This is a genomic window from Mesorhizobium japonicum MAFF 303099 (assembly GCF_000009625.1).
GTDB lineage: Bacteria > Pseudomonadota > Alphaproteobacteria > Rhizobiales > Rhizobiaceae > Mesorhizobium > Mesorhizobium japonicum.
Map to the genome: position 1 here is coordinate 104,692 of NC_002679.1, position 15,505 is coordinate 120,196.

General features: G+C 60.3%; 11 protein-coding genes. 2 read left to right on the forward strand and 9 right to left on the reverse strand.

Going from position 1 to position 15,505, the window contains the following annotated elements:
- Nucleotides 1-16 precede the first annotated feature (16 nt).
- Both MAFF_RS35365 and MAFF_RS35375 read left to right on the forward strand, forming a co-directional pair.
- On the forward strand, nt 17-703 hold the full coding sequence (locus MAFF_RS35365; protein WP_044552142.1) for a methyltransferase: 687 nt from the start codon (nt 17-19) through the stop codon (nt 701-703).
- Between the two features lie 586 nt (nt 704-1,289).
- Nucleotides 1,290-3,197, forward strand: coding sequence for a DDE-type integrase/transposase/recombinase (locus MAFF_RS35375; RefSeq protein ID WP_010915878.1), 1,908 nt, complete (start codon nt 1,290-1,292; stop codon nt 3,195-3,197).
- Between the two features lie 877 nt (nt 3,198-4,074).
- On the opposite strand, the gene MAFF_RS35380 is transcribed toward MAFF_RS35375, so the two are convergent.
- The 9 genes from MAFF_RS35380 to MAFF_RS35415 form a co-directional block, all read right to left on the reverse strand.
- Nucleotides 4,075-5,160 carry a DUF917 domain-containing protein gene (locus MAFF_RS35380; protein ID WP_010916022.1) on the reverse strand — a complete coding sequence of 362 codons (1,086 nt, stop codon included), beginning with the start codon at nt 5,158-5,160 and terminating at the stop codon, nt 4,075-4,077.
- Nucleotides 5,161-5,247: 87 nt separating this feature from the next.
- Nucleotides 5,248-5,481, reverse strand: coding sequence for a hypothetical protein (locus MAFF_RS39660; RefSeq protein WP_157866229.1), 234 nt, complete (start codon nt 5,479-5,481; stop codon nt 5,248-5,250).
- Entirely contained in the window at nt 5,471-7,018 is a 1,548-nt protein-coding gene (locus MAFF_RS35385; protein WP_010916021.1) for a hydantoinase/oxoprolinase N-terminal domain-containing protein, read from the reverse strand. The genes MAFF_RS39660 and MAFF_RS35385 overlap by 11 nt, the downstream gene beginning before the upstream one ends.
- Nucleotides 7,011-7,937 (reverse strand): ATP-binding cassette domain-containing protein, encoded by a 927-nt coding sequence (locus MAFF_RS35390; RefSeq protein WP_010916020.1) that lies wholly within the window; start codon nt 7,935-7,937, stop codon nt 7,011-7,013. The genes MAFF_RS35385 and MAFF_RS35390 overlap by 8 nt, the downstream gene beginning before the upstream one ends.
- Nucleotides 7,934-8,779, reverse strand: coding sequence for an ABC transporter ATP-binding protein (locus MAFF_RS35395; RefSeq protein ID WP_010916019.1), 846 nt, complete (start codon nt 8,777-8,779; stop codon nt 7,934-7,936). The genes MAFF_RS35390 and MAFF_RS35395 overlap by 4 nt, the downstream gene beginning before the upstream one ends.
- Nucleotides 8,776-9,663: an ABC transporter permease gene (locus tag MAFF_RS35400; protein ID WP_044552329.1), complete on the reverse strand. Its 888-nt coding sequence runs from the start codon at nt 9,661-9,663 to the stop codon at nt 8,776-8,778. The genes MAFF_RS35395 and MAFF_RS35400 overlap by 4 nt, the downstream gene beginning before the upstream one ends.
- Nucleotides 9,663-10,676: an ABC transporter permease gene (locus MAFF_RS35405; protein WP_010916017.1), complete on the reverse strand. Its 1,014-nt coding sequence runs from the start codon at nt 10,674-10,676 to the stop codon at nt 9,663-9,665. Before MAFF_RS35405 ends, MAFF_RS35400 begins: the two co-directional genes overlap by 1 nt.
- 146 nt (nt 10,677-10,822) lie before the next feature.
- Nucleotides 10,823-12,388, reverse strand: coding sequence for an ABC transporter substrate-binding protein (locus MAFF_RS35410; RefSeq protein ID WP_010916016.1), 1,566 nt, complete (start codon nt 12,386-12,388; stop codon nt 10,823-10,825).
- Nucleotides 12,389-12,851: 463 nt separating this feature from the next.
- Nucleotides 12,852-15,125, reverse strand: a complete 2,274-nt coding sequence (locus MAFF_RS35415) for a helix-turn-helix transcriptional regulator (RefSeq protein WP_244420877.1) — start codon at nt 15,123-15,125, stop codon at nt 12,852-12,854.
- Between the last annotated feature and the right edge of the window lie 380 nt (nt 15,126-15,505).

Here is a 15,505-nt window from a genome sequence, read left to right on the forward strand (position 1 = left end):
TTTGAGAAGGAACGATATGTCAGATCTTGATCGGGTCAGGCAGAGGCTTGCACTCAGCCAACAGCACACCTTTCCGCTGCACATGCAGGCGTTTGGAATGGACTTGGTTGTAAACGAGGGCGTTTTCTCCCCACGCGATTTTCACAGTTGGCGCTGGTATGCTGAGAACTTTCCTTCTGTCGCTGGCAAAAGCGTTCTGGAAATTGGCTGCGGCTTCGGTCTCCCAGGACTGTACCTCGCAAGGCTCGGCGCAACATCCATGGTTGCTTGTGACATTGACCCCAAGGCCGTCGCTAATACGTTAGAAAACGCCGCAAGAAACGGCATCCGAAATGTAAAAGTAATCGAAAGCGACATCTTCAGTAATATCCCGTCAGATCAAAAATTTGATTTTATATTTTGGAATTGCCCGTCGATCTTTGCGCCAAGAGACTACGAGTATAGGGACAGCCTCGAACGAGGGGCCATCAATCCAGGTTATAAATTGCTTCGCCGCTTTCTTTCTGAGGGCCCAGACTTTCTGACGGAAGCGGGCAGTATCCTCCTAGGCTTGGCCAGCGATGCACGCGACGATCTCTTCTCAGAAATTCTCATGGCAAACGATCTCACCTCCGTACTTCTCGGATCTGCCTCTGACCGACACGTGAGCGTGACTTACAGGATTTTCTCTATCGGCAAAAGAGGCCGAAAGCAACCATTATAACGCTAGCCAACATCATTGGAACGTAACTTTGGAAGTATCCGACGACATAAACCTTCTTATTGAGTACGTCGACGGATTTTAGCGTGCAACGTTCGCGAAACACCTCGGGTATTTATATCGAGTCTGTTACGGTATTGCGCATCAAGAGTGGCTATCGCCTTTTCTATTTCACCAGTCCGGGGTAACGCTGACGCCCATGGAACCCGTACTTGAGCGCGTTGTCGGCGGCTGAAATGGTGTTTTCGAGAATGCGCATGGAGTTATCGAAAAGGCCGCGGTGAGGCAGTACCTGCCTCCGATGTGGATCGATGCCGCGGGTTTTGGTTTCGGTTGCGGTCAGGAAGAGATCCTTCCCGTAGCCGGAGGCGTCGATGTGGAGGCACTGTCGACCATGATTGAGCTCTCGCTCTGCAAGCCAGCCAACGTTGAGGCGAGAACTATGCTCGTACCGAACCCTATTAGATCTGTCATGCTGGCTGTCGCATTGCCTCAAGGAAAATGTTACCGCGCGGGTTCGTTGCCTCATCTAAAATGTTACCCGTGAAGGCGCATGTCGCCATGGTGCCTTCACCACCAGGGAGGCAACATGAAGACGAAGATGACACATGCCATGCGTATGGAACTGGCCAATGCAGTCAGGGATCGCTATGCGGCCGCGACGACCAAGGACAAGCGCCGGATCTTGGAGGAGTTCATTGCGGCGACGGGGTATCACGAAAAGTCCGCAATCCGTGTCCTGAACAGCCACCCGAAGCCGAAGCATCGCCAGATCCGTCAACGCCTGTCGCTCTATGACGAGGCCGCGCGGGGCGCCTTGATCGTGCTGTGGGAAACTTCCGATCGAGTTTGCGGCAAGCGCCTTAAGGCACTGCTGCCCATTCTATTGCCGGCGCTGGAACGCAATGGGCATTTGAAGCTCGAGGAGGAGATACGCCACAAGGTCCTGTCGATGAGCGCCGCGACGATCGACCGCTTGCTCCAGATGCCAAGGCGCACCATGCGTACGAAAAAGAAGCCAAGGGTTGTGCCAGAGCCCCGGCGGCGCATCAAAATGCGCACCTTCGCTGACTGGAACGAGCCGCTTCCAGGCAGCATGGAAATGGACCTGGTTGCTCATTGCGGAGAGGTCAACCGCGGTAGCTACGTTCACAGCCTGGTTATGACCGACATCGCGAGCGGATGGACGGAGGCCGCGCCCATCGTGGTCCGAGAAGGTACCCTCGTGGTCGAGACACTCGACCGGATCCGCACGGGCTTGCCCTTTGCCCTGAGAGCGCTGGATGTGGATAATGGCAGCGAGTTCGTCAACAACAGGCTGATCGAATATTGCCTCGGTCACGGCATCGAACTCACTCGCTCGCGGCCTTACCGTAAGAATGACCAAGCGTGGATAGAGCAGAAAAATGGCGCCGTGGTACGGAAGCTCCTGGGGTATCGGCGCTTCGAGGGCTTGGCGGCGGCCAGAGCGATCACGCGCCTCTACGCGGCATCCCGACTGTTCGTGAACTTCTTCCAGCCCTCGTTCAAGCTGGCTGCCAAACAGCGTGACGGTGCGAAGGTGGCCAAGCGCTATCATCCGCCGCAGACGCCCTGCGAGCGTCTCCTGCAGGCGGAGGCTATCCCGATGACCGCCAAGAACAAGCTGCGCGAGATCGCCGGCGACCTCGATCCGCTGAAGCTGCTGGAGGAGATGCGAGCTGTCCAGGCTTATCTGGCGGCGCTGGCTGACGGCGAAACACCGCCACCGGCGACATCGGAACCGCCCAACCTGGCCGCGTTCGTAGCCAGCCTATCGAGCGCCTGGCATGCGGGCGAGATACGTCCGACCTTCTCCATTGAGGCCAAACCGCGTTACCTGCGAAGTCTACAAAAGGTCTCGACACAAACCCTTATTGCGAGTCCCACCGCCACGCTCAAACCGGTGATCCCACCCACTCCTCCCGTGACAGCCGCGAAGATGCAGGAGAAGCCGAAGCCGGTCTACGCCGAGCCTGGCCAAGCCCGCGTCCAGGCGCTCCGCATGGTGTGGCCGATCGTTTGTCGCCGATTGGAGGAATTCCCCAACATCAACGCCACGCAGCTCTTCGAGGAGCTGTGTGTCCAGTTTCCAGGTCGATTTACCCGCAAGCAGTACAAAACACTCGTTCGACGGGTCAATCTCTGGCGCCAAGCGGCTCGCGCCCGCGGTGTTGTCGTTGGGCCAAAGACTTATCGTCGGCTCAACGACAAACCGCGCGGCCGACGTCCCGACATCTTCAAGGACCATTGGGAAGAGATGGCACGATGCCTTGAAGAGCGTCCGGATCAGACCGCACTTGAACTTCTCGTCGAGTTCCAGGTCCGTTATCCTGGACGATACAGCTTGCACCAGCTTCACACGTTGCAGAAGCGAGTAAGGGCGTGGCGACAACAAGCCGTGCAGCGGCTCATCGGCGAGGTCAGCCGCCTAGCGCCGTATGTCGCTTCAGATTCCGCACGTCTGGCGAGCGGGTAACATCCTTGGTGAGGCAGCCGGTAACAAAATTACGTGAGGCAACACGACAGCTGGCTACGTTCCTTCATTTCATCCGTTGCATCTGATACGGCAGGAAGCCATTCAGCAGCTTCCTCTGCTTCATACTCGGCAACTCAGAATTCGTGCCACTCAGACCCGCTCTGCCGCACACTTGGAAATGGGGTAGTCAACGGCCATTTCAGCCCTGTCCGTCAGGCAGCGAGGATACGGCACTGCTCGGCGGTCGGCGGGCTGGGACTTGTAGGCATACGTCGGCTGTCGCTTGCGCATCATGTGGGTCATGTCGATGCCGGAGAGAGGATAACCACGGCGTTCGCTAGCGACTTGAGGCCTAGCATCGATCGGATGCGGCGCTTGACATACCGGTGATATTGTTCGATCCGATTGTCGAATTCCGCACGCCTGGAGCGACGATGTCGCGGCAGGCAAATCACCTCCTCCGCCGCATCCGATCGGTTAGGCTATGGATCAGGGATCCTGTCCGCTGGATGGCATGGATTGCGCGGGGGTTTCCGCGACGGGTCGTTTGGCTTGTGCCTTTTGCTGCAGAAGCTATGGCGTCATACCGGAGCAGAGCCAGCTTACCCTTGCAATCAGATGCGCGGCGTAGCTCGTCTATTATCGACTACTGGTTGGCGTAGACGGCTGCCGACGCACGCTACGCGCCCGACCGTTGCAATGGTCAGACGGTATCGTAATAATGATATGCATTCAGTACTCGGCGATAGCGAACTCATCTCACCGATCCTCCGCGAACGACATTTTCAAGTGGAACTTGTTGTCTCCTTTAGGCGCGATGCAAGCGAGCGGACTTACGGACTTACTGTAAGATTTCAAGCCGCCCCCATCCGATGCCCTACGATGCGAAATCGAACGGCTTGTAATCCCTGTCGTAGCCGAAGTAGCGAGGTCCGACGAGGGCGATACCCTCCGGCGTCCGCCATTGCGGATTGCAGGGGATGGCCAGGGCCACCAACCGCAGCCCGTATTTCAGCGAATCTGTTGTCACAGGGTTGCCGCTGTCGGGTTCGAGCAGAGTGATCAATTCCGGTGTGGTGATCAGAACTTCACCATCGCGCTCGGCCATCAGGAATTCGTTCTGGAAGTCGAGCTTGAAGGTGTGGCCGCGCCATTCTTCGAGCCCGTCGAAACGGGCCGTGCCGCGGGCAAAACCACCGACCGTGCGCCGGTCGATGTCCTTGAGTCTTCCATGGAAGACGATCTTGGCGTCGAGCATGTCGACGATGGCCGCAACCGGGTCTTTATGCGCGGCGCGGGTTTCGCGCAGCGTCAGGCCGAGATTGGCGCAGAGCGTCACCGTGCCGCGCACCACCGCCCTTTTCGCCACTGCTCCGCTCATCGGATAGAAGGCAAGCAGCGCCGAGCCGCCCATTTCGATCGTGGCCGCGCGCGCTAGTCGTTCGGTCCAGGCGTTGCTGACGGTTTCGAGCACGATCGAGTTGCCCTTGTCGTCGCAAAGCACCATCGGTGTCGCCGAGACGCCGTGCATGGTGAAAGTCACCATCTGCAGTTCGGGATAGGCGCGGCCCATGCCGTCGCCATCGAGCAGCGGCAGACCGCTAGCGGCCGCGACTACGAACGGTATCGTCGAGTTGATGCCCCCTGCTTCGATGCAGAGGACCGCATCGATCTTGCGGCCCATCCGCTGTTCGAGCTGCCGGAAGGCGTTCATCAGCTCATCGCCCTGCGGCAGCTTTTCGGTCATCACCGTCGGCGCGCCCATCATGCAAACAGGCACGACCAAGGCTTCGTCTGGGAGTTCGTCCACATCGATGATCTTCACCGGCCCATGCTTGCGGATCGCCTGCTGCGCCATCAGTTTGCCGACATAGGGATCGCCGCCACCGCCGGTACCCAAGATCGCGCCGCCGACGGCGATGTCGTCCATATCCTCGGCATAGACGGTGCGTAGTGTCTTCATGATCCTGATCCTGTCAAAACTGTTAAAAGGTGAGTTCGGGATAGCCGGAGGCTTTCGGCCCGACGATTTCCAGCGCCCGCGGCGGCATCATCGGGCGTGCACTGCCAGGTCGATGCTGGCGGCACGCTTGCCGACATCGGCGACCAGCGCGCCGATGCCGGCGACTTTGCCCACCCGGGCATCGATCTTCGCACCCCCGCAGCAATTCACGGGTCCGGAGCATGCCGATATATGGATTGCCGTCGTTGGTGCCGAGGAGCGCAGCGCTAGCGCCAGCGGCACGAGATCTGCTCCCTCGAGTCTTCCAAGATCACGCGACATGCAATTCACCCACGGCTTTGACGCGCACGCGCGTGGCATTGCCTGGCAGATAGGCGAGCGGCACATCCTCTACATCGACGATCTCGACGCTGTCGCGTGACGCGCCCGCGGCGACGGCGGCATCGATGGCACGCGCCTTGGCATCGTCGAGCGCCTGATCGCGGCCGATTTCGGCCAGCGCGTAGACACGATCGATCTCGCCGGAGACCTGGGCGATCGCAGCCCCGACCGCATTGGCGACACCGAAATAGTTGGGCTTGATGACCTCAAGGCCGCCGATCGGACCATTGACCAGGATCGAACCGCCGCCGACGACGATGACGGGAAGGGGGTCCGGCGAAAGGCGCGAGCGCTCCACGCAATCCTCCAGCATGGAAAGGATTTTCGCCTGGGTGCGGTCGAGCAGGTCTTTCGGCAATTGCGCCACCCTGGCCTTGTCGCCAAGCTCGGCATTGCCGGCAGCAACGGTGATGTCGGTCGTGGTCAGCGTCTCGCCGCCAAAAATCAGCGCCTCGGTGTTGATGCGATAACCGACCGAGGTCGGGCCGACCTTGACGCCATGTTCGCCGTCCACCACCAGCGAGCCGCCGCCGAGGCCAATCGAAAACACATCCGGCATGCGGAAATTGGTGCGCACCCCACCCACTTCGACGGCGACTGTCGCCTGGCGCGGAAAGCCGTTCTGCAGCGAACCGACGTCCGACGTCGTGCCGCCGATATCGACAACGATAGCGTCATCGACACCCGACAGGAAAGCGGCGCCACGCATGGAATTGGTCGGCCCTGAGGCGAAGGTCAGCACCGGGAATTTCTCGGCAAAGGCCGCGTCCATAAGCGTGCCGTCATTCTGCGTCAGGAAGAAGCGGCCCCTGATGCCGGTCTCGGCAATGGCCTTGCGGAAGGCTTCGATTACGTGCGCAGAGAGATCGCGCAGGCAAGCATTCATGATCGCGGCATTCTCGCGCTCGAGCAGGCCGATGCGGCCGATATCGGAGGAAAGGGTGATATGCGCACCCGGCAGCGCCTTGGCGAAAATCTCGGCGGCGCGCTTCTCGAATTCGTTGGAAACCGGCGATAGGACCGAGGTGATAGCGATCGAATTGATGCCTCTCACCTTGATCTCCGCGGCGATGCCCAAGAGCTCTTCTTCGTTGAGCGGGGAGATCACCCGACCATCGAATTCATTGCCGCCATGGGCAAGCCAGGCATGGTTGCCAATCGCCGTCTTCAGGTCCTCGGGCCAATCGACCATCGGCGGCAGCGAGGCGGTCGCTGGCAGGCCGAGGCGAACCGCAGCCGTCGGCGCCAAATCGCGCCGCTGTACGACGGCATTGGTGAAATGCGTGGTGCCGATCATCACCACATCGACGGCACTTGCTGCCATTCTGGATGCGGCCAGCACATCCTTGAGCGCATTGACGACGCCGCTCATGACATCGGCCGTGGTTGCGGACTTGACGCCGGCCACCACTTGCGTGCCATCCATCACGACGGCATCGGTATTGGTGCCACCGACATCGATCCCAATTCTAATCATCCTGGTTGTTCCTCATTGGAGTCTTGTTTGCATTCGACGCCTGAGCGGCGGCGGAGGCTCCCCTGAGTTCGATGAGTTTCTCGGCCGTCGGAATCTCACCGTCGATCAGCGGAATCTTGGGGCGCATCGCAACCTCCTCGGCCGAAATCACCGGCACCGAGGCGAGAAGCAGTTGCGTGTAGGCATGCTGGGGACGGTAGAAGACCTCGTCGGTCTTCCCGGTCTCGACGAGCTTGCCCCGATAGAGGATGCCGACACGGCTGGCGAAATTGCGCATCAGGCTGAGATCGTGCGAGATGAAAAGATAGGTCAGGTCGAGCCGCCGGCCGAGATCGACCAGCAGGTCAATGACCTTGGCCTGTACCGATACGTCGAGCGCCGAAGTCGGCTCGTCCAGCACCAGCAGTTTCGGCGCCACAGCGAGTGCGCGGGCAATGGCGACGCGCTGTTTCTGACCGCCGGAAAGCTCATGCGGAAAACGCTCGGCGAAATTGGCCGGCAATTGCACCATTTCCAGCAATTCCGAAATCCGTTTCGCGCGCTGCAGCGACGGGAAGCCATGGGCGTCGAGCGGGACAGCGACCGACTGGCCCACTGTTCGCCGCGGGTTCAGCGATGAGCCCGGGTTCTGGAACACCATCTGGACTTTCTTGCCATGGGCGCGCGAATGCGCACCGGCCGCGATCATCTCGCCGTCGATCCGGATTTCGCCACAACTTGGCTTCTCCAGCCCCATGATCAGCCGTGCGATTGTCGACTTGCCCGAACCGCTTTCGCCGGCGAGGCCATAGACGGCGCCGCGCTCGATATAGAAACTGACGTCGTCGACCGCGCGCACTTCGCCGGTTTGACGGCCAAGCGCGTTGTGGATCGGGAAGCACCGCGACAGGTTGCGGATCTCGAGCATCGGCCCAGTCATGTTCCAACCTCGGCCGATCCGAACCGCATGCCGCCGGTCAGCCTAGGCACGGCGGCGATCAGGCTCCTGGTGTAATCGCTTTTCGGTGCTTCGAAGATCGCGGCAGTAGGACCTTCCTCGACCACCACGCCCTTGTTCATGACATAGACATGATGGGAGGTTTCGCGCACGACGCCCAGATTGTGGGTGATCATGAGGAGAGCCAGCCCGCGCGCCTCGACAAGATCTTTCAGGAGCTTCAATATCTGAGCCTGCGTGGTCACATCCAGGGCCGTGCCCGGCTCGTCGGCGATCAAGAGCTTGGGTTCGCTGAGCAGGGCCATGGCGATCAGGATGCGCTGGCGCATACCGCCGGAAAGCTGGATGGGATAGGAGCGGGTCATACGCTCCGGATCGCGCATCCTGACCTGTTCGAGCACGTCGTGCACCCGCGCCATACGCTCGCGGTTGCCGCGCGAGCGGCCAAGACGTTTGTCGGCATATTTGAGGATCGTGCCCATCTGGTCGCCGACGGTGAAGACCGGATTGAGCGAACTCATAGGGTCCTGGAACACCATCGACATCTCCGTGCCGCGCAGCTTCAGCCGTTCGCTGACCGGCATGGTCATCAAGTCGGTGCCACCATAGAGGATACGGCCGGAGGTGATGCGGGCCGGCGGCTCGCGCAGCAGGCCCATGATCGCTTTCATCGTCACTGTTTTGCCGGAACCGCTCTCGCCCACCAAAGCCACTTGCGAATGGGCCGGCACGTCGAGCGAGACGTTGTTGAGCACCCGATTCGTACGGCCATAGGTCGTGAACTCGACGGAGATATCCCGGACGGAAAGCAAAGCCCCGCTCATTTGACCTCCTGAACATCGAAGAGGTCGCGCAGGCCATCGCCAAGCAGGTTGAAGCCGAGGGCTATGAACAGGATGGCGAAGCCGGGCAACACCGATTCCCACCAGTAATCCGGCAGGAAGGCTGAGCCCTGGGACACCATGGTACCGAGATCGGGCGTCGGCGGCTGGATGCCAAGACCGAGGAAGGAGAGCGATGCGCCAACAAGGATGACGAAGCCGCAATCGAGTGAGGTCTTGACCGCGAGCGCCGAGACGCAGTTCGGCAGGATTTCGCGGAAGAGAATGTGGAATTTCGAGGCACCCAGCGTTTCCGCCGCTTCGACAAATTCCTGGCTGCGCAATTGCCGTGCGATCGAATAGATCAGCCGGGTGTGCCAAGTCCACCAGAGACCGGCGATCGCCAGCATTGAGTTGATGAGATCAGGCGACAGTACTGCGGCAACGGCCAACGCCATGACCAGCGGCGGGATGGCAAGCGCGATGTCTGTCAACCGCATGATCACGGCCTCGACCCAGCCGCCGAAATAGCCGGCCAGCAAGCCAAGCCCGGTACCAAACGGTACGGCGGTGCCGAGCACCACCAGTGCCAGCAGCAGCGAGATGCGGGCGCCGAAAATCACCCGGGTGAAGATGTCGCGGCCGACATTGTCGCTGCCGAACCAATATTCTGCGGAAGGCGGCAGGTGCCGCGCGCGGAAATTGACGGCGGCGCCGACATGTTCGGGATGCGGCGTGATGTAGGGTGCGAAAATGGCCGCGAGAATCGTGAGGATAACGATCGCCGCCCCGATCACCGCCGTCGGATTGCGCGAGAAGCGATACCAGTTCTGATAGGCGTTGGAGAGGCGCAAGGATTCAGGTGCCAGGGTTTCGAGCTCGGCCATCATCGATGCCCCCTGATGCGGACGCGGGGATCGACGAAGCCGACCAGCACGTCGATGACGAGATTGACGAGCACGAAGAACACGCCAGAGACGACCACCACGCCCATAACGGCGTTGAGATCCTTCTGCATGATCGTGCGCACGCCATAGGCCGCCATGCCCGGCCAGGCAAACACCAGTTCGATCACGAAGGCATTGCCGATCAAGGACGCGAATTCCAGCCCGGATATGGTGAGCGGCGGCACGAAGCTGGGCCGCAGCATGTATTTGAATACCCTGAGCCGCTCTGGAATGCCGAAGGCGCGGGCTGCCTCGATATAGTCCTGGCTCGAGACATCGATCATCGAGGCGCGGGTAATGCGGGCGATCTGGCCCATGGTCGCGGCGGAAAGCGCGATCGACGGCAGCAGCAGGTAGCGCCATGCCTCGCCAAAAACGTCCAGTCGACCATGGAGAAGGGAGTCTATCGTCATCAGGCCGGTTATATCGGCCGAAAAGGTCATGGTCGGCGGCAGTCGCCCGGTGGTCGGCAGGATGTGCAGCACATAGCCGGCCAGAATCTGTAAGAGAAGCGCGAGGAAGAAGCTTGGTGTCACAGCCGAGACGATAGCGATCAGCCGCACGAGATTATCCGGCCATTTGTCCTTCCAGCGGGCGGCCATGACGCCGAGCGGCACACCGAGCACGAAGGCGAGGCTGATGGTCGCCAGCACCAGTTCGAAGGTTGCCGCGAATGTGTCGCGGATGTCGTCGTTAACCGGCCGCTTGGTGAGCAGCGACAGGCCGAGATCGCCCTTGGCAAGGCCGGAGACGAACATGCCATATTGCTCGTAGAGCGGTCGGTCCAGGCCGAGGCTGTGGGAGAGCCCATTAACCTGCTCCTGCGTCGCTCGCGGCCCGAGCGCCAGCCGGGCCGGGTCGCCCGGCATGCCGCGGGCGATGCCGAAGATTACGATCGACAGGCCCACGAGGACGAGGATCGACCACAGTACTCGCCGGACGAGGAAAAGCACGAATTCCAACTAAAGAAGCCTTCTCTGAGCGAATGGGACAACAGCGTTTGCGCCGGGAGCAGCCGTCGATGGCGGATCGCCAGTCAGCGTCTCGAGGTCCGGCCCCTTCCATTCGCGGAAGAGGCCGGTCTCGGGAGGCAACGCGGTTATTTGCAGATCCAGGAATAGCGGGCGAAATCATAATCGAAGGACTGCATCGGCACGGCATTGAAGCCAGTCAGGCACTTGTCCATGGCATGCTGCACCCGCTGAGTCAGCAGGAACACATCCGGCTGCGCTTCGACGATCTTGTGCTGCAATTGCTTGTAGATCTCGGCCTGCTTCTTGACGTCGACTGTCGAGCGGGCGTCGTCGATCATCTTGTCGATATCCTTATCCTGCAGCCATTCCATCGACATCCAGGTGCTGGCCGATTTGGAATGGTACTGGGCATAAAACATCGAGTCCGGCGAAGGATAGGTCGGACCGAAGAAGATCTGGTTGATCGCCGGCGTCGTCTCCACCTTCGAGGCGAGCTCGGTCACCCGGTTCCACGGATTGGATTGTTGGGTCACCTTGAAGCCAATCTGCTCGAGATTGGATTGCATGAGCAGGCCGATTTCTTCTTCGTACTTGGTGCCGGCCTCCCAGCCGAGCGTGATCGGGATTTCCTGGCCGGCATATTTCGATTGCGCGATCTCCGCCTTTGCCGCTTCGAGGTCGTATTTCTGCTCCGGCAGGTCCGAGGCATAGAAATCCGAGAACCCGCTTGGCAGCGGGCCGCGCATCTCCCCGCCCGGATAGATGTCGTTGCGGACAGTCTGGTAGTCGGTAGCGAGCGCGATCGCCCGGCGGATATGCACGTCGTCGGTCGGCGGTACCTTGGTGTTGAGCTTCAGGTAGAAGGCGATCGTCGTGTCCTGACTGACGATATTGAACCGCCCCATTTCCTTAAGCGCCTTGTAGGTATCGGGGGACTGGAACTGGCTCGACATCGTCAGTTCGCCGGAGGCCGCCAGCGATTTCACCGTTGCCTCGTCATTGGTGATGATGAAGCGCACCTCGTCGATCGGGCCTTTGCCAAAACCCTTATAGTAGTTCTTGTCGCGCACGATCGTCATCTTCGCGCTGCGGTCCCAGTCCTTGAGCTGATAGGCACCGGCACCGGCCGCATGGGTGGCGAAATAGGTCTGGCCGTCGTCGCTGCCTTCATTGGCCTTGGCGACCTTGGAATTGACGATGAAGATCGCCGGCACCGTGCTCAGGAAGGGCGCGAAGGTCTTTTCGAGCGTGAACTTCACGGTCTTGTCGTCGACGGCGGTCACCGAGCCGGGCCTGAGCACGCCGGCAAACAGCGTCGCCGGACCTTGGTTGATCTTCAGCAGGCGATTGACGGTGTAGACCACATCGGCGGCGGTGACCGGCGAGCCGTCCGAGAATTTAGCGTCGGCACGCAGCTTGAACGTCGCCTCCTTGGCATCCGGCGACATCGACCAGCTTTCGGCCAGTTCGGGCACCAAATTGCCCTTGGAATCGACGGTGACCAGGCCGTCATAAAGGTTCACGGCAGCCATGTAGTCGGTATAATCGGAGATCTTGGCCGGGTCGATTGTGCTGAAGATTTGCACCGTGTTCATGGTAACGACCGTTTCCGCGAAAGCAGTGGAAACGCCGGCCGAGCCGATCATCAGCGTCAACGCCGTGGTGGACGCGAAAAATCTGAGCTTGTTCATAGCGACTCCCGGTTAGCTTCGTTCCCAGCGGCCTTCGGCCGTCTTGTCGATCGTTTGGGGCGACTGCCCCCTCCGCGTTAGAGGCAGAATTGCAGCGAATGGGCGTGGCGACAACGCGGTAGAAGTCTAGGTTTTCGTCTTAATAGTATAGATTTTTCGAAACTGCCGTCGCATGGCTAGGTCGTCGGTTGGCTGGCGTGAGGTGTTTGCTACACGGCGTCCTCAGTTGTACGTCAGGCGATGCTTGATGATGTTCGTCAGTTTTTGGCGACGCGGTTCATAGGGTGCGATGCGGTGACAAACAGGTCTAAGCCAAGGCGTCATAGCAGGCCCGCCGCCAGCCAAGCATCGATTAACCCGATCAGCAATTTGTGGACAGGCGCAGACGTACCAAAGAGCACGCGGAACCGAGTGCGAGCGGAACATCCGGGCCGATTTACGGCAGACAAAAGCTTGCGGGGCTCTAGCCCACGATCCCGGTAGCCCTGGCGATGCTGATCGCCTCCTGCCGGGTCCGGCAGCCGAGCTTGCGATAGACGTTGCCCAGATGAAATTTCACCGTCGCCTCGCTGACGCCGAGCATGACGGCGATCGATTTGTTGGCGGCGCCCTCGCAGACGATCACCAGAATCTTGTTTTCACGCCGCGACAGTTCGCTGCGGATGCCGGGAACGGGGCTCAGATGGCCGCTGTCGCGCAGTTTGCGGATCACCTGGCGTGCCGATGACGAAGCGCCGAGGAATTCGCTGATGCGCTTGTTGTCCAACAGTTCGCCGAGGAAAAGTTTCTCCTCGGCAAGCGGCGCGATCGAACCCAGCCGGGCCGCATCCTCGAACACGCGCAGCAGGATGGCGCGCGCCTTGGTGAGATCCCGCCGACGGCGGTGGATATAGGCGAGCCAGACGTTGACCCCCATACGCTGCCGGTCCGTAATACTCAAATTGCTCAATGTAGCGGCGAGCAGCGTTTCGATCGGCGGCAGGTCGGGTTGCTCATGCAGGATTTGCCGCAGCCAGGCTAGCAGCAAGCCGATATCGTCGCGGTCGACCAGGCGGGACACGTCGCCGGGATGGGCGAGCACCCAGTCGCGATCGATTGATGTGGCGATGCTTCTCAGCCGCGTCGCGGCCTCCGACCAGCGATTGGCATTCTGGAGGATGATCGCCTCGCGGATGCTGACCATGGCCTGGAAGGCATGGTTGGTAATTTGATACACCCGCCAGCGGTCAAGGAACCCGCGCGCCGCCAGGAGCGAGAAATGGGTGGCCATCGCCTGGCTGCCATAGAGCAGGGTGAATTCCATAAGGCTCGGCCAGATCTCGCCATGCGAAAAATCGTCGATTTCGGTGTTGAGGAAGCGCGCCAAAGATTCGGCCCGGCCGCCGTCATAGTCGACGCAAGCCTCCAAGAGCGCCTGTAGCCGCATGTCGTTCAGCGTTTCGAACGGCACCTCCGAGAGGCTCTTCGCCGACAGCATCGCATGTTTGCCGGCCGCGATCGTGTCGCCTTTCATCAACGCCATCATCGCCTGGTGGAGGCTGATATAGAAGCTGAGTATCGGCGCATGGGCGGACTGATAGTGATGCATGGCCCGCTGCGCCATCTGCTCGGCCTTGGCGAATTCGCGGCGGCGGATGTAATATTCCAGCATCGAATTGTAAAAAGTGCCGCGGAAGAGATGCGCGTCACCCGGGAATTCGGCAATCAAGTTGAAAAGTGTGGCGAGCAGTTCCTCACTGAACTGGTGATCCTCATAGATTAGCATCAGGAAGCGGAATTCCCGGAACTCGCGGGAGAACAGCGTGCGCGAGGCGAACACGGTCTCGACATCGTTGGCGCTGTCGCCGAACCGGTCGGCGATCAGCCGCCGTGCCCGGGAAATATCCCCGCGCTTGAGCGACGGCAGCGCCAGCGACAGGACAAGGATTTCGCGTTGATGCGCGAAGCTAGCAGGGAAGCCGGCAAGCACGCGGTCGTTTGCGGCAGTGCCGTGGAAGTAGATGAAGAACAGGCCGCCGGCGCGGTTGAACTCGGCCAGCGCCTTGTCGTAAAAGCCGACCTGTTGGTATGTGGTGATCGCATCCACCGGCCTTGCGTGTTCGGCATAGGTTTCGGCAATCGCATTGGCGCCCGCAGGTGTCGACAGGCGCTCCGATATCACCGCCTCGACAGCTGAGGACAAGTGGCTGGAAAGACCCTGCGCGCAAAGCTGAAGCCGGCGATTCTGTCCCACCCGCGCTATCGGAAAAAGTCCATCACTGCTGCGAGGCGGTAGAGCGGCACCTTCGGCAAGCAGCTTCAGATCGACCAATTCTTCGTCAACCATATCAGCGAGAAACTCGAAGCGCAGGAACTGCGACAGGTTGCCAGAGCTGTCGCCGCGGAAAGCAATGAGCGGCCATCCACCCGAAACCGCCATTATCCGCTTCGCCTGCTTCGGTCCAAATAATCGCTCGCCCTCCTCGGCGGAAACCAGCAGCATCTCCCGATCCAGCACATGTGCCGCGCCATAGGCGAGAGCGCGGGGCAGGCCTGGTATTTCCGTGTCCGGGCGTTTAGCGATTATGGCCCGGCTGCCGCCTGACAGAAGCTGCTCCGGCAACGGTCCCGCAATCGCGTGGGGCGGGATGTCCCACAGCGCAAGCCTGTTGGTTTGCAGCTTCGGCGGGTTGGCGTCGGCATGAACCCTGAGCTTTTTCTGCCCGGCGATCTGGTCCAAAATCACCGACTTGCCCATGCCGGCGGGGGCCTCTAGGACGACAATCGCCTCAGGGCGGCCCAGAATCTGGTGGACGATCGCCGTGCGTGGGAAGTCCGCATTTATGCGATATCTATGCGCCCGTGCCCCAGGTGGCGCAATATTTGCGATACTGGATGCCCGACTGACGGCAAGCGATGTCATCAGGTATGGGTTTTGTCACATTAGGTCCCTCTGCCTGCGGAGCCTTGGGGCATCTTTAGTTTCAGGCAACGCCGCTTTGCCGCCGGTCCAGATACCAAAGATCGCCGCGACGCGAGAGCCGGCCATTCGTTTCCATGCCGGCTCTTAAGAACAAAAGACCCCCAGGGACTTGATGTGACGACACCGCGCCAGCAATCCGCCGTCATGACAACACC